General features: G+C 45.1%; 20 protein-coding genes and 1 pseudogene. 10 read left to right on the top strand and 11 right to left on the bottom strand.

The window, feature by feature from the left end:
* Positions 1–498, bottom strand: a pseudogene (locus NOG12_RS11650) (helix-turn-helix domain-containing protein); the annotation flags it as partial.
* Between the two features lie 134 nt (positions 499–632).
* Here NOG12_RS11650 and NOG12_RS11645 point away from each other — a divergent pair.
* Entirely contained in the window at positions 633–1,115 is a 483-nt protein-coding gene (locus NOG12_RS11645; RefSeq protein ID WP_313933341.1) for an HNH endonuclease domain-containing protein, read from the top strand.
* 38 nt (positions 1,116–1,153) lie between these two features.
* Here the strand turns inward: NOG12_RS11645 and NOG12_RS11640 are convergent, their stop codons facing one another.
* The 8 genes from NOG12_RS11640 to NOG12_RS11605 all read right to left on the bottom strand — a co-directional run bounded on the left by NOG12_RS11640 (position 1,154) and on the right by NOG12_RS11605 (position 13,716).
* Positions 1,154–3,256 carry an AIPR family protein gene (locus tag NOG12_RS11640; RefSeq protein ID WP_313933340.1) on the bottom strand — a complete coding sequence of 701 codons (2,103 nt, stop codon included), beginning with the start codon at positions 3,254–3,256 and terminating at the stop codon, positions 1,154–1,156.
* Entirely contained in the window at positions 3,243–4,235 is a 993-nt protein-coding gene (locus NOG12_RS11635; protein WP_313933339.1) for a PD-(D/E)XK motif protein, read from the bottom strand. The genes NOG12_RS11640 and NOG12_RS11635 overlap by 14 nt, the downstream gene beginning before the upstream one ends.
* Positions 4,219–7,062, bottom strand: a complete 2,844-nt coding sequence (locus tag NOG12_RS11630; protein ID WP_313933338.1) for a Z1 domain-containing protein — start codon at positions 7,060–7,062, stop codon at positions 4,219–4,221. Before NOG12_RS11630 ends, NOG12_RS11635 begins: the two co-directional genes overlap by 17 nt.
* Entirely contained in the window at positions 7,055–8,419 is a 1,365-nt protein-coding gene (locus NOG12_RS11625; RefSeq protein ID WP_313933337.1) for an ATP-binding protein, read from the bottom strand. The genes NOG12_RS11630 and NOG12_RS11625 overlap by 8 nt, the downstream gene beginning before the upstream one ends.
* Positions 8,409–8,762 (bottom strand): hypothetical protein, encoded by a 354-nt coding sequence (locus NOG12_RS11620; protein ID WP_313933336.1) that lies wholly within the window; start codon positions 8,760–8,762, stop codon positions 8,409–8,411. Before NOG12_RS11620 ends, NOG12_RS11625 begins: the two co-directional genes overlap by 11 nt.
* 48 nt (positions 8,763–8,810) lie before the next feature.
* Positions 8,811–10,397, bottom strand: coding sequence for a DNA cytosine methyltransferase (locus tag NOG12_RS11615; RefSeq protein ID WP_313933335.1), 1,587 nt, complete (start codon positions 10,395–10,397; stop codon positions 8,811–8,813).
* Positions 10,398–10,695: 298 nt separating this feature from the next.
* A complete protein-coding gene (locus tag NOG12_RS11610; RefSeq protein WP_313933334.1) occupies positions 10,696–12,489 on the bottom strand; it encodes a HEAT repeat domain-containing protein in 1,794 nt (597 codons plus the stop codon).
* An 84-nt stretch (positions 12,490–12,573) separates the two neighbouring features.
* Entirely contained in the window at positions 12,574–13,716 is a 1,143-nt protein-coding gene (locus NOG12_RS11605) for an RNA-guided endonuclease TnpB family protein (RefSeq protein ID WP_110077114.1), read from the bottom strand.
* A gap of 261 nt (positions 13,717–13,977) precedes the next feature.
* Here NOG12_RS11605 and NOG12_RS11600 point away from each other — a divergent pair, with 261 nt between their 5' ends.
* Positions 13,978–14,301: a type II toxin-antitoxin system RelE/ParE family toxin gene (locus NOG12_RS11600; protein WP_313933333.1), complete on the top strand. Its 324-nt coding sequence runs from the start codon at positions 13,978–13,980 to the stop codon at positions 14,299–14,301.
* On the top strand, positions 14,298–14,573 hold the full coding sequence (locus NOG12_RS11595) for a helix-turn-helix domain-containing protein (protein ID WP_313933332.1): 276 nt from the start codon (positions 14,298–14,300) through the stop codon (positions 14,571–14,573). Before NOG12_RS11600 ends, NOG12_RS11595 begins: the two co-directional genes overlap by 4 nt.
* Here NOG12_RS11595 and NOG12_RS11590 read toward each other — a convergent pair.
* Positions 14,570–15,151 carry an SOS response-associated peptidase gene (locus NOG12_RS11590; protein WP_313933331.1) on the bottom strand — a complete coding sequence of 194 codons (582 nt, stop codon included), beginning with the start codon at positions 15,149–15,151 and terminating at the stop codon, positions 14,570–14,572. The two genes, NOG12_RS11595 and NOG12_RS11590, sit on opposite strands and share 4 nt — an antisense overlap.
* Before the next feature lie 155 nt (positions 15,152–15,306).
* Between NOG12_RS11590 and NOG12_RS11585 the strand changes: the two genes are divergently transcribed.
* Together NOG12_RS11585 and NOG12_RS11580 are read left to right on the top strand one after the other, a co-directional pair.
* Positions 15,307–15,612, top strand: coding sequence for a transcriptional regulator (locus NOG12_RS11585; RefSeq protein WP_110075600.1), 306 nt, complete (start codon positions 15,307–15,309; stop codon positions 15,610–15,612).
* Positions 15,609–16,862, top strand: coding sequence for a type II toxin-antitoxin system HipA family toxin (locus NOG12_RS11580; RefSeq protein ID WP_313933330.1), 1,254 nt, complete (start codon positions 15,609–15,611; stop codon positions 16,860–16,862). Before NOG12_RS11585 ends, NOG12_RS11580 begins: the two co-directional genes overlap by 4 nt.
* Before the next feature lie 93 nt (positions 16,863–16,955).
* On the opposite strand, the gene NOG12_RS11575 is transcribed toward NOG12_RS11580, so the two are convergent.
* Positions 16,956–17,177, bottom strand: a complete 222-nt coding sequence (locus NOG12_RS11575) for a PAS domain-containing protein (RefSeq protein ID WP_313933329.1) — start codon at positions 17,175–17,177, stop codon at positions 16,956–16,958.
* Positions 17,178–17,376: 199 nt separating this feature from the next.
* Here NOG12_RS11575 and NOG12_RS11570 point away from each other — a divergent pair, with 199 nt between their 5' ends.
* The 5 genes from NOG12_RS11570 to NOG12_RS11550 all read left to right on the top strand — a co-directional run bounded on the left by NOG12_RS11570 (position 17,377) and on the right by NOG12_RS11550 (position 23,140).
* Positions 17,377–18,219 carry a putative RNA methyltransferase gene (locus NOG12_RS11570; protein ID WP_313933328.1) on the top strand — a complete coding sequence of 281 codons (843 nt, stop codon included), beginning with the start codon at positions 17,377–17,379 and terminating at the stop codon, positions 18,217–18,219.
* Positions 18,220–18,453: 234 nt separating this feature from the next.
* Positions 18,454–20,589, top strand: a complete 2,136-nt coding sequence (locus NOG12_RS11565) for a TonB-dependent receptor family protein (protein WP_313933327.1) — start codon at positions 18,454–18,456, stop codon at positions 20,587–20,589.
* A gap of 440 nt (positions 20,590–21,029) precedes the next feature.
* On the top strand, positions 21,030–21,320 hold the full coding sequence (locus NOG12_RS11560) for a helix-turn-helix domain-containing protein (RefSeq protein WP_313933326.1): 291 nt from the start codon (positions 21,030–21,032) through the stop codon (positions 21,318–21,320).
* The gene (locus NOG12_RS11555) at positions 21,310–22,659 is read left to right on the top strand and encodes a type II toxin-antitoxin system HipA family toxin (protein WP_313933325.1); all 1,350 of its coding nucleotides are present in this window, start codon (positions 21,310–21,312) and stop codon (positions 22,657–22,659) included. Before NOG12_RS11560 ends, NOG12_RS11555 begins: the two co-directional genes overlap by 11 nt.
* A gap of 265 nt (positions 22,660–22,924) precedes the next feature.
* Positions 22,925–23,140, top strand: a complete 216-nt coding sequence (locus NOG12_RS11550; protein WP_431668112.1) for a hypothetical protein — start codon at positions 22,925–22,927, stop codon at positions 23,138–23,140.
* Positions 23,141–23,206: the final 66 nt, after the last annotated feature.

The following is a 23,206-nucleotide window of genomic DNA, read 5'->3' as shown; positions in this document are numbered from 1 at the left end:
CGGTTGCAGCGAAAGGCCTACGTACATGAGGCGGCTGTATGAGAGCACAAACGCAACAAAGTAAACGGTGTGTGGCTTACCATTGATGAGCACACCACGAAGCTCACCAGGGTCAACCTGACACTGCACACCGGGAACAGTTTCGATGATGGGTTCATAATAACGATACTGCCCGACAGCAACCTCAGCTTTTAAGTTTTGCACGTAACGGCGCATGCTGCGTTCGGATATGGGCAGCTTGCCCACCTTGCGACATAATCGGCGCATGAGCTTCACTGCGGACAACTTGGGGTAGTCTTTAAGCTGGTTGATCAGATAATCGCGATAGCCATCAAGCCACTTTTCACGCGAGGTATCTTCCATCATCACGCAGATACCTTGCGCGTCCATTGCTAAGTATTTTTTCATTGTGTTGCGCGAGATGTTCAGCTCTCGGCTAATGGCACGGATCGAGAGTCCTTGTCCGTTGTCGTACATCGATTTTATTTTGTGTATCACTGTCCACTCCTTCAATGTGCCGCCCCCGAATTGTTAGTTGAACGGGAAACGGTACAGAAAAATGTGGCCGAAGCCACGAACAGTGGATCAAAATTAATGGCCGAAAGTGGGTCAGTTTAGTTGGCCATTAACAGATGGAAGGTTATAACCGCGAGCACCCTAGCGCATACACTAAATTAGACTATTTTAATGCACTGCAATGGGAGAACCCAGAGCGATCAACCCGCAGGGTTCGTGAACGTGTTGATGCATTGGCTGATGTCGATTGCTGCTGGAGCGGCCGTTCGTTAAATAAGAACGCTTACGCGGTTGATCATGCTTTTCCGTTTGCTCGCTGGCCCAATAACGACTTGTGGAACTTGTTACCGACCCAGAAAAAAATCAACGAAAATAAGTCGGACAAGTTACCTACACGACAGAGGTTGACGCAGTCACGCGCTTATATTTTGGAATGGTGGCCGCAAGCATGGGACAGCAACCAGCGTGAGTTCTTTACTCAGGCAAATTTTGCGTTGCCCGATTTAACGCCCAACAACACTAACTACAACGATGTATTTGAAGCGCTGACCGTGCAGCGTGACCGGATTAAGCAGATACAGCAGTTGCGGGATTGGTAGCACCGGTCTATGCGTTACACCGAATGTTCACCGCAATCTTAGGCTACAAAGTCAAACCCTAGTTCATAGGCCTTTTTCCTTAATTCAATAGCCTCTTTCATCTCTTGTTCAGTTGGAACCACTTTGCCTCCATGTATATTGGAACACTTTAACGTCAAATTGATATATTTATGAAAAGGAGGATATCCCTCCGAAATGAAGAAACTTCTGATTTCCAACCACTCCTGAGAGCTGATTTGCGTTAATATTTCGTAGTTGTTTATCTGACGTCCTGCAGCTTTTAACTCATCTTTATCCTTCATCATTTCCTTTTGCTGACTCAACGTCAAAACATCCGCTGATGATAGATACCTAGTCTGATATTCAAGCCCTTTAATTAACTCCCATCCTTTTTGGGATTTACAAAACTCTGATGGATTCGCAACTCCATTTCTGAAATTAGGATCTAATATCTTCCCTCTTACAAATAACCCGAGATTGACGATTTCAGCTCGCAAATTTTCACTTATACTTTGTGATTTAAAGATTCGCTCGAGGTTGATGTCTTGCCCTCTTTTTATCAAAAGGTGTCTAAGAAACGCTAAGGTGTAGGTTACTGTCTCCGCTTTAAACCCACTCTCATCTCTGTACCAGGCCGATGAGAATATTGACGAATCGGCTTCTTTAAAGAGAATCGCTTTTGAGATTAAATCTCTATAAAAAACTTGCTTAAAACTATCTTCATCTTTTTCATATTCTTCAGCTATTCGAGCTCCCAGCAATTTTAAGTTTGCTTGAGCGCCTTTTTTCACTTCAAAAGGTCGCATACGCCATGTATTTTCGAATTTCGCCATGTCCGTTTTACTAAATTTCTGTGATGGTGGGAACTCGGCCTTGAATTGTCTCTGTTTAGCTGGCGTTAAGGCGCGCAGACGAGTATTGTACTGCCCTCGAGCCCGCTCATAGAACCATTTTGTGGAAACTCCGTGGTGCCCTGCTGGCATTGATGTCGATAGAGCCATTTTTTCAATATTTCGATGAAATGGATGGTTAGATACCAAGTCTGATTTTTGAATTGAGTTTTGCGTATTTGCATATTCAGAGATATTTGATTTCATTTCATCCAAAACATCTGGGTTTGAAATTACAGTCAGTTTCATTTGGACAAAGACTTTTTCGAGATCAATGTCTTTATATTGATAGTCACCCATTCCGCCTTTTTCACGGGGCGCAAAATAGATTGACGCTGTGGTCTGACCACCATTTACAATCTGTAAGTTCTCTAATTTTTTAATAATAACCTTTCCACTTTCTTCAGTAAGTGTTACATCGGTTGCCGTGCAGGTAAGTCCGTTGTTGTAGGCAAAAAAATTCTCTGGCTCAGTTAACAAAGCCTTTCTAATCCCCTTATTGACTCCGGAGCGAAAATCTAGAAAGGTTCTGACATTAGCCTCGAGCAGCCTCTGCCCGAACTCGTCGTATAATTTACTCAAAACAGTCCCCGGAACTACACACAAGTAGGTCCTGCTGTTGTGTTCTGCTGTATTTGCTGGAAGAGCATCAAGCCCACCACAAATATCAACCAAGTCTACTGTAAAAGATTCGCTCTCTCCATCCGCCATAGATAAAGATGCAATTCTGTCAATCGCCCAAATTTCTATGTTCGTAGGGCGGTTTAAGGTATCTTTGACCGGTATTTTTTTTAATCTTGTACTAAGGTCGCAATCTGAATAAATAACGATTCTTAGTTTCTGAGCATCTGGCAAATATAATCTTAATTGATCAGCCACCACTCGATCTGACGAAACTTCTAAGCTATCCAAAAACTTTACGTTATCAAGTTGCTCTAGGAACTTTGTAGCGCGTCCTGCTATTTTATTGATATCCGAGTTAGTAAGATTTGGAGCTCGTTCGTCTCCGCTATAATGATTAACGATGAGACTTAAAGTCCTTTCTAATTCATTCCAAGAGTAGCCATCCAATCGCATTCCTTTACTTGTGCTTCTATAAGGCGCGTATTCAATGTCATCCAATATGCCTGCACTTTGGAGTAACTCCGATACTTCTTCAAAAAACAACTCTTCCTCGAAGCTGAGATGCTCCAGTGCGGTTAGTTTAAGTCTATTAAGTAAATCACGACGAAAATCGTTATTTATCTCCATTTCTTAATACCTCCCTTAGTTCGATAAATTCGCCCCAAATTCCTAATCCAGTCAGGTTTAATCTATATTTTACGCCAGAAATCTCACTGTACTGAATATGCTTTGGAGTTAGTTTGGGGAAGTGATTATCAACGTTATAAATATTTAATTCTCGTATCAAAAATGGGGTGTCTAACTCAATTCGAGAAGCCTGCCCAAAGTCTTGAGCCACCTTTACCCGAAAGTCAGACAATGCTTGCGCATCCTCTGTAAGCGTAAGTTCAATTTCGGTTACTAAATCTCTCAAAGTTAAACTATTGAATGTGTTGCCCAGAGAAAGGCTTATATGGAGTAGGAAGCATTGTTCCCCATCTGAATCTAATTGGTGTTCAGAGGAAATCGTAACGACTTTTTTTTCACCGTAGAGCGTGGATTTCACCTCGACCGAGACTCCGTTGTACAAAAAGTCTTGGTTATTTCCACTAGGCCCGCCCCAAGCTTGGATCGCTTGTTCAGCTGGCAGCCAATCCGCAAATAGTGTCTTTAAGACATAGAGTTCAGAGAAAAAACCCATTAACCTTTTAAACCCTATACCGGACCTCGCAGGCTTCAGGAAATTGCCCCACGCTTCTATCCGTGCATAGAAGTTTTTAAACAACTTTTGGCCTGTATAGTCAGAGCACCTATACGCTACATCTTTTGCGACTATCGTGAACATGTCTAATAAATTGGTATCTTCCAGAACACAGCATGCCCGAGTTACTCCTTGCTTAGGCTGATAGTGATGAATTTCTACAAAAGCTACTTTTTCCAGCCGCGACTGTTCGTATGCCCCATTTTCTTCAACAAAAAATAAACGCCGACCATGTTCATCAATCGACACCCAAAACCTGTCATCATTTTGGTAAAGTCGCCGTGCTGAGCGAGGATATAAACCTATATTCATATCCGACCATGGATCATCTCTGAAAGGGCCACTAGATTCATTCATCGTCGTCATAGGCGTCTTCGAAATCGTCTTCATTAAATACTTCACGCCAAATGACGTTCGTTTTGTATAGAACCTTTGCTCTCTGTTTTAATCTCTGCAGTTCGGCGCCACTTAGCCCCTTTAGGTTTTCAAGTAAGGGAAACGAAAGGGAATATCCGACAGTTGGATTAATATGAGGAATAACAATATTTGATATTTTTTCTTTATCTTTCTCTCTTATAACCGTCGATGGCTCAATTACTCCAACCGCGAATGTGTAAATTATCAGGCCGGGAAAGTCCCGATCTACATCCGCTATATAATCCTTTGCAGAGGCCCGTGTTCTTACTGTGCTACCAGTTAGGATATTCTCATCTTTCGGATCGCCCAACTCCGACTTGTGTGACCGCATTACTAATTTATCGTCACCAAAGCTTAAACGCCTCCGCGCTGCGATGATTGGACGTAGTGATTCATGATAAGAAATCGACTTAGGCAACCTTTCTTCTGTCCCATTGAAGCGGGTCCACCAAGTCGAAGCTGCGTTCTTTTGATTTCTCAAACACACCCGAAAATTCGGAACTTTTAGGGCTTTTAGCTTGCGCAAGTAATCAATAACGAGATGTTGCGAATTATCGCTATCAACTACTGAGAATGAAGAAACAAAGTTAATCACTTTTTCATAATCGACGTCATAGAAAACATAAGAACCGTCACCATCTAATTCGCTGTATTTATACTCTTCAATCAAATTCGAAATCAGATTTTTTACAAGTGCAATATTCTTATCATTTTCGTGACTATCTGTGTAAAAATCGAATCTACGGTATCTTTCGCCCGCATAATCTAGAGAACGTATGCAGGATTCGGCTGTCTGCATCTTAGCTCTTGCTGTTACAAGCAAAGATCCAGGGTGTTCGCGAACTTTTAATCCAAATTCACTCGGTGTCTTTTTTCGATAGAACATTAGTTCCAAATCAGTGTATAGCTCATCTATAGCTTCTGAAATAAATGTGTACCAACTCAGTGACTGCTCGGTGATATAAAGCCGACAAAGGTCTTTGTAACCTGGCCGATAGCCAAACCAACGGCACATTTGCATTAGGGTATCGTACATTTTGGAGTTTCTAGTAAAATAAGAAACTATCAGCCCTTCCAATGTTAACCCTCGCGAAAGCTTATGCCCGCCAACTGCAATTGCAACAAGGCCATTTTCATCGTACTCATCATAGTCCAAGCGCTCTTTCGAACCAGCATTAACCGCTATCGTTTTTAGTTTCGAGATAACTTTTCTAATTGCCGGAAAAATTTCACTAAACGATAAATCCACTTGAAATTCCCTTTGGTAGACATCATGCAACGAGGAAAAATAATTGCTTTCGATGACCGCGATGTCAGCTTCTTTCGTACCATTTAATTCATTAGCTTTCTTAAATTTATCGACATAGTCACCTATCAAACTAGCTATTTGTTCTTGAATTACAGTCAAGTGACTCATATTAACTAGCATAGTTGAATGATCGGTAAATGAGCTGCTCCTCGTATATCTCACGGCAGTCGCAAGCATAAAAACTTGAATCGATTCCTTTAACGATTCGCATAATACGTCAACGCGCGTTTCTTTATTCGACTTCGCTGGAAGCATCTGCTCAAAATCATCAATCAAAGTAATGGAAGACGACACCTCCTGATCGGCCTCAAAATCCTGATATGGAAAAAAATGGTTGTGCCCTACGTAGTTATCAGGGGCTGGCATTCTTACCATCAAATCCTTTGGAAATAAATCATCTGCAATCAGAGCATCATTACCCTTATCTGGATCAATAAAGATATTCGCGAAAGGAGTGGCTGTATAACCAATATAATTCGTCTTGCTAGATGTCGCTAAAATCTTTCTGATACCTTCATTTATCGCTGTAATATCGTTCTTCGAATGTTTTGTATTGATTGAGGCATAATCGGCTTCATCATCAATTAAAAGCAAAGGAAGGTTTATCAGTTTGCCGTTTTGTATATCCAGATCGTGCTTGTTAACAATCCATTCGTATAACGTTTTGAGAATTGCGGCATTCTTTTTTACAACAAAGACTACTGGGCTCGTCACGCTATTGAATGAAACACCGATTTGATCAGCAGCGCTTTTTTTAAAATCCGCATCTTTGGATGTGAACCAAATCACCTCTTTGCTTTCATCTCGAATTTTACCTACCCCAACGCGCTTGGATTTGTCTCGTCCTTGATTTTTTGCAAGCTGGATAGATTCACGCCCTATCACTCCTTCATCTACTCGCGTTTGCGTTTGATTCCTAAGTTCGTTTAAATGTCCACCCAGTAAGATGACAACCTTATATCCAGCGTCAATGGCCTTATTTATTAAACCAATATAATTTTGTGTTTTTCCTGACTGAACATTTCCCATCACCAAACCAGAGCGCCGCCAACTCCCTGGTGTTGTTGGATCTCCTGTTGCATCCAAAACCAAGTCTATCACTCTCTCTAAACTATCAATTACTGGTTTAGTTCTCCCCTCATATTCAAGATAGGTTCTATATGCATTCCAAAAGGTCCAATTTACCTCATCTCTTTTGTGGTCCAACCAACGTTTAACTTCTTCGTTCCGTAACGCTACTATCTCATCGGAAATTCTCACATTGATTTGAGTTTCAATGTTAAACTTAAGTTTTTCTTTGTCGGTCTTGGTCAGCGTTCCGATAGTCGAGGCAACCACTGGGTTTTCAATATATTTATCTATCGCAGCCTCGATAAAATCACGACTAACTTTTTCTCCGCGCTCTAGCGCTTTTTCGCAAAAGCATATAATGCTATGCCGAACCCTATGAAATGCTTGCTTATCCATTTAATAATATCTCCGAGAGAGCCTTCTCAAGCTCATCATAATCTTGATTTATATTTTCCTTTCCCTCGGCCATCACGTGGTAAATATTGTGGCATGGGATATTTGCAGCCAATCCTTTCAAATAGTTCGTTAGCATCTGCTTTTGGTTGTAGTTTAACTGTGAAAGAAGGGTCTGTAGCTCATGATTGTTGGAAGAGATTTGATATGAAATTTCGTGTTTTGCCTTATTTTCGATGATTAGCCAAAAGTCATTTGCCTTATCAGCCACACCTCTGTATTTGTAGGCTCGTTTGGATTGTTGGACTGGCGTTTCAATAGCTGCTTTTAAACGAGATTTTACCTGATGAGGAATTTCAATAGAGGATTTCTTTACGTCCGTCGTCCAATCACTATCTAGAGATGATGGAATATTAACCTCAACTCTAGCTAGCTTTCCAAGCTGAGAGTTCTTTGATAATCCCAACCAACCTCCTGCTATTATCAATCTATTATTACGATACACATAAAACCCTTGGCCACTAGTAATACTTTTAAGCACTTCCAGCTGCTCTCGCCCTTTATTCGATAACTTTCCAGCATGCGGGATATTGTGTACCTTTACCTCAACCTTCCCTAACCTTTGTCTCATCCTGAAGGATTGTGTTGGTCCTTCCCAATACCCGTCTTCATGCTCCAAAAAAGGGCTTAAAGGAAGAATTTTGTCACCATTTACGTATATAGTGATTTTCCCGCTTCCAGTTAGATATTTATGGAAATGTAGGCCGATATATTTTTTAAGCCAAGTGACTTGATCCGCTAGCATATCCTCAAGGTCAACAGAATTAAGGTCATTAGAATTTATATAGCTGTGGAGGTTATTCCAAATAACGGCAGTGCCCAAGGATTCAATCTCAGGAATATTACTCAGCTCTTTTAAAATTTCTGATGATGAGAGAATTTTTAGCTTCCAACTATTAGATTTCTTTATTTCTTCAATATTCCAAGATGCCCCTGCGAAATCCGTTTCACGCGTCTTCGTTATCACAGTTAAAATTTCAGCTTGAGAAAAACTGGCTGTTTTCAATCCGGAACCAAAACGGCCTAAATCATTTTCACCTCTTAAATCATCTGGATCCTTACAGCCAATTCGCATATTTTGAATAAGCTCATCTTTTCTCATTCCAAAACCGTCATCACAAATTGCTATTCTGACACTCGAATTTTGATGACTAGCAAAAATTAATATGTTTTTAGACTGAGCAGCTATCGAGTTATCGATGATATCGGAGATAGCTGAATTAAATGTATAGCCTATCTTCGTCAGTGTCTGAATATGTGAACTCGGACTAGGCGCCATATCAACAAAGTTAGGCTCCATTTGCGCCACCTTGTATTTCAAGATTCCATAAATTTAACAGTCTCTTTAATGCAAAATTTTCTCTATAATCAAGTCCGTCACTCGATGCCGCCGTTTGAGATATGGAAATTGCTAAACTTTGTTCATGTTGTTGAGTAATTTTTTTTGCGTACGATTCTAATTGTTCGTTACTCGAAAAAAACTTATCAACCTCTGCTTCTATCCGAAATTTCGACACACTCGGAAATTGCTTAGCAAATAATTTTATTACTGTTTCTTCTTCCGTTTCGGAAATTAGTCCGTCTGTTGCACAAATAAATAGTGCGCAATGTAAAATGTTCCACTGGGAATCTTTCAGCTCCATAAACGACTCCGAATAAAAAATGCTTACACCATATAAACAATAATGAAATTATTTTTCAACTGCTTTATCAGCTAGTACCTTCAACACTACTGCTGCAATCTGTTTAGCCAACATTGGCGGCACTGCATTTCCAACTTGATGATATTGTTGTGTTCTAGGCCCTTGAAAGAAGTAATTATCTGGGAATGTTTGAATTCTTGCAGCTTCGCGTACGGTCAAGCTTCGAGCTTGTGTCGGATCGTAGTGAATAAAATAGTGGCCGTCTTTCGATATATGGCTTGTTATCGTGGACGCTGGTTTCTCTCGTTCTTGCACTTTAAACCGATCAACAAACTTACCCGATTGCCAATTTTTATGACTTGGAGCTAAACCTACGTGGTCATAATCTCCATGTCCTCGAGGAGAGCGTTCGTTAGTCATCGCAAAGCACGCAGCATAGGTGTAGCGCACAATATCTTTGAGGATATGTCCTCGAGATTCATGATTAAGTACAACTTTTAAATTATTGTCTTTATACCAGCCTTCCAATAATTCTATTTTGGATACTGCAAAATTATGCTCCACCTCAGGAACCCTAAGGCCTCCAGTCTTTAATACTTCCTTTGGAAGGCTTTTAGAAACTTTAGTAAGATTTTTGATTAACTCGGAATCTGCTTTTCGCTTTTTACTGCGTAGCCGTTCTGCGATTGCTCGAATGCTCTCAGAAATTAACCTCGACCAAACTTCTGCGCTATCGTCGATTTTTGAAAACTTACTCCGAAGACGAGGTAGCTCATTAATGACCGATCCGACTGTCCGAATTTCTGTTTTCTCAAGTAAGGGAATATCATCTCGATAATAGTCTTCTCGTATACCCAATAAAATCACTCGATGGCGGCACTGAGGAATTCCATAATCTTCTGACTTAATAATAAAAGATCTTGAATCAATTGAACTGGGATCATCTCCAGCTTTAAAGTGCACATCGGTTACTAATGAGCAAATTACGTACCGGTGGCCATCTTTTTTATTAAATAGAGCTTTAGTTGGCTCAGAAAGGTCTTGCAGTATCTGGTGAAAAATAAATTGATTATTTATTTTTGACGACAAGATGCCTTTTACATTCTCCATAACAAAGACAGCTGGGCTATGGGATTGAAGTACCTTTAAATACTCACGATAAAGAAAGTTTCGCGTATCCTTCAATGGATCGTAGCGAGCATCATTCATATTTTTCGCTCGCCCAGCTAATGAGTACGCTTGGCAAGGCGGCCCACCAATTAGTACTGCCGGCATATCCTTAGGAAAATCCTTTAGACGGTCCTCAATTACAGCGTTTAATCTCGCATTTCCCTCTTCGGTCCCCAACTCTACTAATAGCGCTTCAGACACGGCATCCTGCCAGATGTCGCGAGTACGTTCAGTCCATGGTAAATCTGAATTCCCGTTAACAAAATCGTAATAATCAGATAGGTACTGAGGAAAGTCGCTTTTAAGACGCCTAAAATAGGCTCTTAATTTTAAGGTTTCGTGGGCATACTGGTCCTTTTCCGCCGAGGCTATTATTTTAAATTTTAATTGCCCATTATTTAGAGAGCTAAATCCCTCGCCAAGGCCGCCCGGCCCTGCAAACAGATCTATGACTGGAAATTCCATTTTTGGCTCTTATTTATAAATTTAGTGAGACTATGTTCTGCCTATCTTAATTAATTATTCGCTGTGCTCATAGGCTTTAATTTATCGCGTTGTAAATTACTTGTTCTATCAAAGCTCCTTCACCCCCCCTTCCACCACCCACGCCAATGCTCAACCTGCGCGTCCCTTTCAAGCTTCGAGTGCTCAATCGAAAGTGCCGATTTACCCGGTGCTTTTTCGTAAATGTTCACCGAAACGGCGGAGCCATCGGCAAGGCCGCAGCGCCAGTAGCGCCATTTGTGGCCTCCATTAAATCGTATTAACTTTCCACATTAGTTCGAACCTCACACCCATCCGGCGTACGCAGCCCAGTGGCCGGGTTAAAAATAACGGGCCCAGAATAGGTGTTAATCAATATTTCCTGGGGGTTTATCTTCCATGAGGTCATGGGCGCGCCGGGCAGGCGGTAAATAGGCTCTACGGCGAAGCCTTTGGCTATTTCAGTGGCGCGGTACAACATGCCATTATTCATGCCTAAGTGCGCCAGCCCTGTGGTGGCATAGGCGGTAGAGCCGTAGCTGTATATGTCTTCTATGTTGGTCCATAACACCTGTTCATGGCTGCCGTCTTTGTAAAACGCCATCATTTCGCCGCCCCACTCGCCGTTGTTGGTGCCGGTTAACCAGCTGTCGCCAACTTTGGCAGCAACATTTGGCTGCACCATGCTTTCGAGCGAGGCGCAAAACTCTGTCAGGTATTCATCGGCTTCGGCGGCCTCTTTGTCAGCGCACCAAGGGTGTTTGTAACTAAATTGGTTTAGGCCGTTAAATTCACGGTCATAAATTTTTATCTGCTCGGGTTCTGCCATGATGGCAAATTGATCGGCACTACAATTGCGGGCGCGGTGTGAATAATAATGCTGAGCGTCTTTTTCTAATGGCGGTTGGTCTGCGCGCAGTCGTTGTGCGGTCACTGCGGCAAAGTCACGTACCAAAGCATACCAGTGGCTGGTTGCAACATATTCAATGTCGTCTAGTGCTGGCCTGTGTTGCAACCAATGCAAGGCTTGCAAGGCGGCGTGCACTTGCAGCCAGTCTTGCTCGTTGAGCAGCATCGTTTGTAGCCGTGGCGCGGCCTTTTCATAACCAATAAAGCCGAGTGTTCTCGCTACAGCGGCGCGGGTGTTCCAGTCTTCTGCATTTAGGTAGTGCTCAACCTCGGCGCCCACGTGCTTGGCGGTATGGCCAAGGTGGCCAATGTCACGCAGTATCCACTCGCGGTGCAGGCCCTCGCCTTGGGCTAGTTTGGCCACTAACAAGTCCGCCGCATAGGGGCTTTTCAGTACTTTTAGCGAGGTGAGTACGTGCTCACTCAGCTCGGGGTTGGCTTTTACCATGCGAATAAGTTCGGCTTCAACGGGCGCGCTTTCGGCGGTTATGTAGCCCACCCATTCCAGCGCCAGCTTGCGCATATCTGGGTGAATGTCGTTGTTTTTTGCCAACGCAAGAAGCGCAAGCGCACTTGGCTGATCCGATATTTCAAGTTGATGCAGTTCATCAAACACTTCTTGAAAGCCTGCGTAACTTTCTGGGGTACAGTTATTTTTACAGGCCATAGCGTTAAGCAAATGCGGTATGGCCGGCGCGCCAATCTTGGCTAGCGCAAACACAATTTGGTTGCCGCCTTTTCCTTCTCGTACAAGCTCGCTCACCAAAAATTCAACGGCTTGGTCACCGCCCATACGGCCTAGCAACCGGTATGCCCAGCCGCCACTGCCATCTAATTTTACGTTGTTCTGAATAACCTGGCGCACCAGCTCAAAGTCGCTTTGGCGTATGTCTTTTATGTCTGCAATAAGGGTGTCGGCTAGCTGGCGTTTGTTGCTGTTGGGGTGCGCAGAAAGCTTGGCTAAGGGCTCTAGGGCGTCGCGGCCAAAGGCACGCAACTGGGCTTTGACGGCTTCATCGGCTTCGCCGTTGCTGTAACTCGGTACGTCTTTTTCAGGTATCAGCGCAATGCAGGCCTCAACGGTGGTGCAAGGGCTGGCTTGGTCGAGCGCGTGCGACATTGGCGCGGCTAGGCCAAATAGAATGACAAACAGTGCTCGTTTCATAGGTTCCCTTGGTTAAGTGACTTCTCACCGCCCTATCGGGCGATGCTTCTTACTTCATTAGCCGTTGCTCGATAGTATCGAGGCTTACGCAGCTTCCATAAGCAGAGACGACCGTCCAGCCGCCTTTAATTCCAGAATGCCTTTATCACGGATATTGAAGGCGGCATTTAAGTCGCGATCTATACCCATCGTTCCGCATGAGGGACAATCCCATGAGCGAACCGATAAGGGCATTACTTCCATTTTATGACCGCAACAATGGCAAGTCTTAGAGCTGGCGTACCACTGGTCGAGCTTGACTAGGTATTTGCCTTGCTCTTTCAGTTTGTACTCCAGTTTGTTGACAAAGCTATACCATGAGGCATCGGCTATGTGTTTTGCCAGTTTACGGTTTTTCATCATATTGGCCGATTTCAATGTCTCAACTATCACCGCTTGGTTTTCGTCAACGAGAGTTCGAGAGAGTTTGTGTTGAAAGTCGGCACGAGCGTTTGCTGCTTTTTCGTGGCATTTAGCAACCAACAAACGAGCCTTTGCTCGGTTGGCGCTCCCTTTAGCCTTACGAGACAACTGACGCTGCTTACGTCTGAGATTTTTCTCAGCGCGTTTTACAAATCGAGGGTTGGCAGTCTTTCTGCCGTTTGATTCGATGGTGAAGTGAGACAGCCCCAAATCAACACCTGTAACCTTGCTTATAGTGTGAAGTAATGCAGGCGCTTTAACTCCATCATCCACAAGGATAGAGGCGTAGAATTTACCAGTTTTACTCAGGCTCACTGTAATGCTTTTAACTGCTCCCGAGATTTCACGATGGATATTTGCCTTTACAGGCTGCATCTTGGGCAACTTAACAGCCCCATCCAGCACTTTTACACCCACACAGTGATAGCTCGACTGTTTGCCGTGCTTGCGTTTAAATTGCGGAAATTTGGCTTTTAACTTCGGGTTGAAGAAGTTGTCAAAGGCTTGATGCAGATTGATAACCGCCTGCTGTAAGGCGATTGAATCATATTGTTTCAACCAGTGGTATTTTCGTGATTTCTTAGCAACTGCAAGCAGCGGTTTTATGTCTTTTTTGGGGTTCAGCGTAACCCTGTGCTTGCGATACATATGAGACTTTAAATGCAGAGCCTTGTTGTACGCGAAACGCACAGCGCCAAACTGAGCTATTAAAAACTCAGCCTGGTCTTGAGTTGGGTAAATGCGTACTTTTGTCGCCCTTAACATTTAAATTATACCACTGTATAAATAACCAGCATTCTCCTGATATGGCTTTGCTTGTCAAGGAAGAAGTTGAGGCTTCGCCTCAATCGCCTTATATCCCCGCCCGATTGGGCGAGGGTTTACGGCGAAATTGCTAAGTTATCAATCCTTATATTCATTTATTGCTATTTCCCACCCACATCAAATGACATTTCGTACAGGCTTATAAATTAGACAATCTTAACTATCGAAGTTATCATAAATGATAACAAGGAGGTTGTTTATATGTCATGGTCGATCACGTTTTATAGCGGTGTGGAAGAAGATTTATTAAGTCTTCCGCCTAAAATTCAGGCGAGAATGATTCGGCTTTTAGAGCTGATGGAAACGCACGGTCCTAACTTAGGCCCGCCGCATACAAAATCCATAGGCAATGGGCTATTCGAGTTACGAGCTAAGGCTCAAGAGGGTATTGCTCGAGGGTTGTTCTGCTACTTAAATGGGGAACGGATCTGCGTACTTAGCGTATTTGTAAAGAAAACACAGAAAATACCGCAAAATGAAATTGAGATTGCTCGTAAAAGGCTAGCGGAGGTAAAAACATCATGAACTTAGAACAGCTAAAAAAACAGGCTCTTAAAAACCCAGAAGTAAAGGCCGAGTACGACAATCTTGAAGATGAATTCAATCTTATTCATCAGCTGTTAAGCATGCGTGCGCAGGCAGGCCTTACCCAGGAGCAGTTAGCCAAGAGAATGCACACAAGTAAAAGCAATATCAGCAGGCTTGAGCGGGGTAATACCAACCCGAGTTGGGCCACGTTAGTGAAATATGCACAAGCTTGCGGCTTTGAGCTTTCGTTGATGGCACACAAAGCCTAAGCAGAAATAACCAACTCAATATCCGCCGGCGCCTGCAACAGCGGCGCCAGCGCGTCGGCTTCGCTATTTAGCCAAAATTCTACTTCGCTGGGGCGAATAAGCAGCGGCATGCGGTGATGGTATTGCGCGCACTGCTCGGTGGGAGCGGTGGTTAGGGTAACGAGCTGTGCTTGATGCTCTAGGTGCGGAAAGTAAATGCCAGCCATGTAAAGTGGCTGGTTATGCGCTTCAGCAAATAGGTATTTGGTTTTTCGGGGTTGCCCCTCTTCTTGCTGCCACTCATACCAACCGCTGCACGGTACCACACACCGAAACTGTTTGAGTGCGCGCTTAAACGTCGGCTTAGTCGCCACGCTTTCGGCTTGGGCGTTAATAATAATGCGTTTCGCCCACTGCGGCTGTATTCCCCACTGGGTATTCAGTTGCTGCAAGCCATTGTGGTTGATGGGCGTGGTAATTGCAGCCACCATTTGCGTTGGCCGCAGATCATGATTGGTTGGCGTGTCAAACTTAAAGCCCAGCTGCTCGGTTACTAGCTGGCATAACGGATCGCTAACTACGTTAAGTCTTCCACACATGGTTTACCCACCCAAAATAGGACTATATTCCAATTTTTAACCTAACATTAGGAATAATATCCAAATACATTACGAGATCTCGACTTGAATAGCTACAATTATAGGACTATATTCCACTTAATACACAGAAAACAGGATAATAGTCCTAGGTATTTATGGCAAAGCGCGACTTACACAAAGTTTTATTTCCCAAACAACGACGAATATTAGCAATATTCGGCGAGGATTTATTGTTGGCGACGAAACGCCGCGGATTTACCAAAAAACTTATATGCGACAGAACCGGGTTTGATTATAAAACCGTGAATAAAATTTTTGCCGGAGACCCCGGTGTGGCTATAGGCTCATACCTAAAAGTTATGGCCGTACTTGGCATGGAAGACAACTTCGCCAAATTGGCCGCGCACGATGAAGTAGGCATTAAGTTACAAAACATTAAGTTACTTGAGGGTTCACAATGAGCCGTCGCAATGTGGACGTGTATGCCTCGTGGTTACCCATTCAATCGCCACTTCGCGTTGGCGAGCTACGATTTTCTGACACCAGCCGGGGCGGTATATTTAGTTTTGCTTATGATCGCGCGTTTCTAACGTCACCGTACTGCTTACAAATTGATCCGCAGTTGAGCTTGCATAGCGGCGAGTTTTTTAATGACGACGCAAACCATAATTTTCGTGCGTTTCTTGACTCGTCACCCGACAGGTGGGGCCGTATTTTGATGCAGCGTCGCGCAGCTATTGAGTTTAGAAAAGGCCTGCGTGCTACCGACCGAATGACTGAGATCGATTATTTACTAGGTGTTCACGACTCATACCGTATGGGTGGTTTACGATTTAAAACATCAGAATCTGATGCATTTTTAGATGACCACGCAGATTTCGCTGCGCCACCAGTAACCTCGCTGCGTGAGCTTGAATACGCAGCTTTGCAGCTTGAGCATGACGAAAATATTGATAGCGATGACTATTACCGATGGCTTAAAATGCTTATAGCCCCGGGGTCATCGTTAGGCGGCGCACGGCCTAAAGCCTGTGTTCGTGACGAACATAATCATTTATGGATTGCCAAATTTCCCAACTCAAATGACGACCATGATGTAGCTGCTTGGGAGCTACTTTGTTACGAGTTAGCCCTGAGCGCCGGCGTAGACATGTTCCCGTGCAAAATTGAGAAATACTCATCGCATCATCATACATTTTTAACCAAACGCTTTGATCGCGTGGGCGCAGATAGGCTTCATTTCACGTCTGCCATGACGCAATTGCAATATTACGATGGTGAGCAATCTGAAGGGGCGAGCTATTTAGAATTAGCTGAGTTTTTAACTAACAACGGCTCACAAACTGAAGCTGACCTTGCCCAACTATGGCGTCGAATTGTATTTAATATCGCCATTTCAAACACCGATGATCATTTACGCAATCACGGCTTTTTGTTAACCGAAAAAGGCTGGAAATTGTCACCCGCATACGATTTGAACCCGATAGTTGGCAAAACTGGGTTGCATTTGAATATTACTGACACCTCAAATGCACTCGATTACAACTTGGCATTTGAAGTGATTGATTTTTTCCGACTTGAGCGTACCCAAGCTCAAGCCATTTACGATGACGTTCTAACCGCTGTTGGCGCGTGGCAACAGGTGGCCAAGCGCTTAGGTATTAGCCGCGCAGAACAGCTGTTGAAACAGCCGGCGTTCAATGTTGGTTAATGTTAGGTTTAAAGCGGCGCGGGCCGATGTATGCCATAGCCCTGCCCATAATGAATGCCGAGTTCGTGCAAATACGGAATCAGCTCGGGGTCTTCAATTAAATGACTGCAGCAGGGCTTCGTCTTGCTCAGGGTTACCACTTGAAAGCACGTCAAACGCTGGCCGATTTAAAAGGTCTTCGCGTTTGGTGTTAATAAGGGCTTCGTAGGCTTTGTTGCAGGCGCGTATAACCAGTTGCGCGTCTAACACGATAATGGGCGACGCGCTAGCGTCAAAGAGCTCTGAAAAATCGACGCTCTGTTGATTTAAATCCATATTTTCTTCCGATCTTCCGCTCGATTTTTGAGCGTTCTCACTAAAAGTTGAGCAATATTACCTTGAACTCTAACCATAGACCAAATTAGTTCGATGGGTCATCTCGATTTATCAGTATTAAAATTAGTACTTTGTGGGTAATTTCGGCATGATTGAGGTGTTATAGTAAGTTTCTTGGAATTCACAATGATCTATCGAAATGTTGACTCTTAACTGCCCTATCTGCACACAAGCACTGCGGTGTGATAGCTCTCATCGGTCATGGCGCTGCGCCAACGGCCACACTTTTGATGTGGCGAAACAAGGCTACGTGAATTTGCTGCCGGTGCAGAACAAACGTTCAAAAGACCCCGGCGACAGCAAAGCCATGGTGCTAGCTCGCGCTGAGTTTTTACGTGCCAAGTATTATCAGCCATTGGCCGACAAAATCGCTCAGCTGGTGCTCAACGGTAAGCCGCAAACGCTGCTTGATGCGGGTTGCGGTGGAGGCTATTACCTACGCGAACTCTTGGCCCAGGCCGAGCAGCGCCAGCAGTCGTTGAACTGCGTTGGCTTAGATATTTCTAAATGGGCGGTGCAGTTTGCAGCCAAACAGTCGGGTTCCACACAAGCGCCGCGAGTCACTTGGCTGGTTGCCTCAAACAGTCAGATCCCGTTACCGGCCGACAGTGTCGATACGCTGCTGTGCTTGTTTGGTTTTCCGGTTTCTACTGAATTTAACCGCGTGCTGAAGCCCGGTGGCCGTTTGATTATGGTCGACCCAGCCAGTGAGCACCTGTTAGAACTGAAGCAAATCATTTATTCGCAAGTGCACAGTAAGCCCGAGCAACTGCCGGTGCCTGCCGACAATTGGCAATTGGCCGACGAACAGCGCTTAACCTTTGTATTCGAACTGAACCAGCGCGAGCACATACAGCATTTGCTCGCCATGACGCCGCACCTATACCGCGCCAGCAGCCAAGGTCGGGCAAAAGCTGCGGCCCTTGAGCAAATAACCCTGACAGCTGATATGTGGGTGCGAACTTTTGTGTCCGCGGTTTAGCCGTGTTGGCGAACCAGATCAGCAAACATTTTATGCAAACCTGACCAAAATAATAACCTCGGAGCTTTCCTGATGATGACTCTGTAGGGACTCTCGGCACAATGGCACATCGGCATGCCCAGGTTGCGTAAGCGAACTGGGAGTTCGCAATTGCGAAACACCAACCATTGCAAATGCGAATTGTTTTCATTTATAATCTCGCCTAATTTTCAAAATATGAAATTTGGGGGAAGTATGCGTTATTCATTTTTAGCCGGTGCGATTGCCGTCGCACTCACCAGCCCTACGGTGCAAGCAGATGAAACTGCCGAAAACGATATTAGGGAAGTAATTCAGATCATTGGCGATAAACGTGCCGCACGCACTGTGGCAGGGTCAAGCGCGGTCATTGACCCAGAGCAAATGGCGATTGAGGTAAATACTGACATCAACCAATTGCTCAAGACTGTGCCGGGTGTTTATATTCGTGAAGAAGACGGCCAAGGCCTACGCCCAAACATCGGCATTCGCGCAGCAGCCGGTGGCAGGTCAAGCAAAGTCACGCTACTTGAAGATGGCGTGATGATTGCGCCAGCGCCTTATTCAAATCCAGCCGCGTATTATTTTCCCGAAGCTTATCGCATGCACACCATCGAGGTGCTAAAAGGCGCACCATTATTGCGCTACGGGCCACAAACCACAGGCGGCGTGATTAACCTCGTCACCACGCCGATTCCCCAGCAGTCAGAGGGAGCCGTTACACTGCGCATGGGCGAGAACAATAGTCGTGATATTCACGCCTACTATGGTGGCACCGAAGGCGCATGGGGCTGGCTGATCGATACTGTTCAACGCGACAGTGACGGCTTTAAAGACATCGACCGCTCTAACCGCGATGCCGGTCACGATATTGAAGATTACTTGGTGAAACTACGTTGGTCAGGTGTGAACCAGAGCCTTACCGCAAAAGCTCAATACTCTGAGCAAGTTTCTAACGAGACCTATACTGGCCTGACTGATACTGACTTTGCGCGCAACCCAAACCGTCGTTATGGCTTAACCGCAATTGACCAAATGGACAATCAACACACTGGCCTTAGCCTAACCTATGAAGCGGACTTAACCGATACGCTAGGCCTCGCGCTGGTTGGTTATCGCAATGAGTTTAAACGCGACTGGCTCAATGGTAGCCCTAACTCGCTCATTAGCGCAGCAAACGCTGGCGACGCCGATGCGCAAGCCGTGCTGGACGGCACGCGCGACTATCAGGGGCTCAAATATACCCACAACAATCGCGCCTATGAGTCCTACGGTATTGAAGCACGACTCAAAGCTGACCTGGGCGCTCACCAACTAGAAGTAGGCCTACGCGACCACACCGACCGTATGGACCGCTTCCAACCGGCAGAAATCTATGATCAAGTCAACGGCAGCTTAGTCTATCAACAAACCGTGCAACCAACGGGCAGCGATAATCGCCTTGAAGGCGCTGATGCTATGGCGTTTTGGCTGGCCGACGTATGGCAAGCAACGGCTGACTTGAAGATACAAGCCACACTGCGCTACGAAGACGCGGATAGTTTCCGCAAACAGTATGCCACGGTTGAACGCACTGATAGCCCAAGCGAGCGCAGCAGCAACGCACAAGAATGGTTGCCAGGCGTATCTTTAACCTATGATGTTGATGACTCGGTTCAACTTCTAGCGGGTGTGCATCGCGGTTTCGCTCCACTCGGCGGCGGTGCCACCGAAACTGATGAGCCAGAAACCAGTACCAACTACGAGTTAGGCGCCCGCTATCAAGCGCAAGACTTGTTTGCCGAAGCGATTTTCTTCCGCAGCGACTTTAGCAACCAAGCCGAAGCCTGCTCAGTAGCAAGCCCATGCAGTAACGGCGCCACGTCGGGTAGTTATGTCACTGGCGAAGCGCTCGTGCAAGGTATTGAGCTACAGTTGGGTAACGAGTGGCAGTACGACACCTTCAGCGTGCCCGTTCACCTAAGCTATACCTATACCAGTGCCGAAATCAGCGCCGATAACCCACTCACTGGCGTGCAAGATGGCGATACCTTGGCTGATATCCCTGAGCAAATTTTTAGCGCGCAAATTGGCGTACTGATGGCGAATGGCTGGGACAACCATGCCGTGGTGAAGTATATGAGTGAAACCTGCGTCAATGTTGGCTGTCAGCGCAATGACAGCGCTTTCGCCGAAACCGACTCATTGTTGACCGTAGATTGGATTAGCCGCTACCCATTGAACCAACAAACCACTGTGTTCTTTAAGATAGAGAATATCTTTGATGAGCAGGTGATTATTTCGCGTCTGCCATACGGCGCCCGGCCGAACAAGCCGCAAACCGTTTCAGTTGGTTTTGACTATCGCTTTTAAGCGGGGTTAAAGCTTATTACTGATGTAAGAAAGAGAGAGGGAGGGAGCCTTGAATGGGCTCCCTTTTTTTGGTTTGAGATTCGCGGCGCGGGGCGCCCCCCGGCGTGGAACGCCGGGCTACTTGATGTTCTGGATCTGCTCATTGAGTAGTGGCCTAGACCCTAATAAACTCAATGGTTTATCGAAAAGAAACCTTTCAAAAATGCCGGTTTGCCCACCACTTGCCTATGGCTTTTACTAAATCTTAGTGGTGCTTCTTGGCTAAAACTACGGAAAAACAGTGCCGTTTTTATGCTGCTGTTAGAGCTAAAACATAGCGGTTTTGAAGGGCTTTATCGAGTAATTTTTTCAACACCTCAACCATAAATGGATACAATAACATCCACTTTCTGTTTTATTTCGCTATAATGGATATTACTGTATCCATTTGGCCTTTGCGGATGAAATTTACCTTACTTGATGATACCGATGTAAGCCAAGCCTATGCGGCTTATTTACGTGAGTTACGAAAGCAGGCAAAGCTGTCACGATCTGCGCTTGCTGAGCGAAGCTGTGTACCTGCGGCCACCATTAAGAAATTTGAGCTGACCGGGCAAATTTCATTTCGCCAATTGCTGTTGCTATGGCAGACCCTTGATTCGCTAGAGAGGCTCTATCAACTCACACAACCTAGCAAAGAACGGGTCACTATGCCCTCTAGTATTGATGAGGTGCTAAAAGATGAGTTTTAAACCCATTCAAAAACTTGCCGTGACTCGCACCTTAAGTTCAGGTGAGCAGGTTGCAGTAGGGGTCTTGGCGCAGAATCGGCAAGGCGTTTTTTTTCAGTATGCAGACAGCTATTTGCAGCAGTTTGGCAATTTATCTCCTTTTACCTTGCAGTCGAACGCGCAAGTTCAAGTCGCTCCAAAAGCGCCGCACCAAGGTGTACATGGCGTATTTGGAGATTGTTTACCCGATGGCTGGGGCATGTTGTTACAAGATCGTATTTTCCGGCAAAAGGGCATCCTGCCTAATCAATTAACGGCGATGGATAGGTTAGCCTTTGTCGGTGATAAAGGCATGGGAGCATTGTCTTTTTCTCCGGTGTCTGAGTTTTCGGCCACCACGCACGCGGATATTGATTTAGCGACGTTAGGCTTAGAAGCACAAACGCTGTTCGATTCTTCGATGTCAGATTATATGGATGATAATCACGGTGAGTTAGATGGGCATACGCAACAGGTGTTAGCCGCATTAGTCGCCGGAGGTAGTTCGGGGGGAGCAAGGCCCAAGGCGCAGATTTATATGCCTGCTGGGGAAACTCAGTATTGTCGAACCTTCGCTCTGCTTGGAGATGAGGCTTGGCTGGTGAAGTTTACCTCTAAAAATCTCGCACTCGGGCATGAAGAAGGTTTGTGCGAGGCAGTTTATTTACAAATGGCAGAACTTGCTAAGTGTCAACCGCCGCAATGGCAACTCATTGAAGCACCACCTACAAGCGGTGCGTCTGCTTGGTTGGCGCTTAAGCGTTTTGATTATGTCACTGAACAGGCCGACTTAGGCAGAAAGCGCAGTGCAGGTCGATTGCATATGCACAGCGCTTGCGGGCTGCTGGATGCTGACTTTCGAACGCCAAGTTTAGATTACATTGATTTAATTAAAGCCAGTCGTCAGTTGTGTAAATCACCAGCCGCCGGGCAGCTGCAATTTCGCCGTGCTGTTTTTAACCTGCTGTCGTCTAATCAAGACGACCACAGTAAAAACTGGGCGTTTTTGCAAGCGGATGACGGTCAATGGAATCCTGCACCTTTTTATGATGTTACCTACAGCCCACATCCATTCAACGAACACGCCACTGCTTTCAGCGGTTATGGTAAAGCGCCACCGCTTAAGGTGATGCAAAAGCTAGCGACCAGTGCTGGCTATGGGAGTTGGCATGAGGCAAGGCAAGTCATTGAAGAAGTCGCAGAAGCCATCAGCCAATTTACGTATCTTGCCAAGCAACAAGGGATCAGTAAAACAACAGTGTCTGCGATTGCTAAGACATTGGCTCAGCGCAAACAGGAAAATGCCGCGCTTTTTCAATGACAGTAAAACAAGCTTTTCAAGCGATGGCAAGGCCTACCAGCGTTGGATTTCAATCGAGAAGCCAAACAGTAAATAGGTTGATTTAGCTTAAAGCTGGGTGTGGTATTTTGTAAGCGAGCTAATCATTCTTGTGTTCGTGGGATTGCGGTGATATGTTTTTGTATATAATTATTCCTAGTTGATTCATTAAGGCGCATCGATTGCGCCTGCTTATGATTTTGTCTCGACTATTCCTTATATCCCCGATGATAGCGCGGCACTGAAGGTGAGTCGTAGCAAGAAATTCAGTGATTTTACGCTGGATGAGCTGTCACACTTAGCGGCTAAAGCCATGCTGCCAGAAAAATTGGTGTTAGATACTGCCAAGCAAACCGTGGCAGGCTTTCATGAAATCTGGGCGAAAGAAAAAGCGCATTTACCGCTCACCAAGTCGATGATTGAAGCCATCGAAACACACTTAAGAAGCATACCGCTACGCTAACATGAGAACCGACGCGTATAATTCATTGAGAATCTGGCCTTCTAATAGAGCTTCTAATTGCTCACG

Source organism: Pseudidiomarina fusca (assembly GCF_032227045.1).
In the GTDB taxonomy this organism is placed as follows: Bacteria; Pseudomonadota; Gammaproteobacteria; order Enterobacterales; family Alteromonadaceae; genus Pseudidiomarina; species Pseudidiomarina fusca.
The sequence above is the reverse complement of the archived record's forward strand: the minus strand, read 5'-3'. Positions and strand labels throughout refer to the sequence as shown.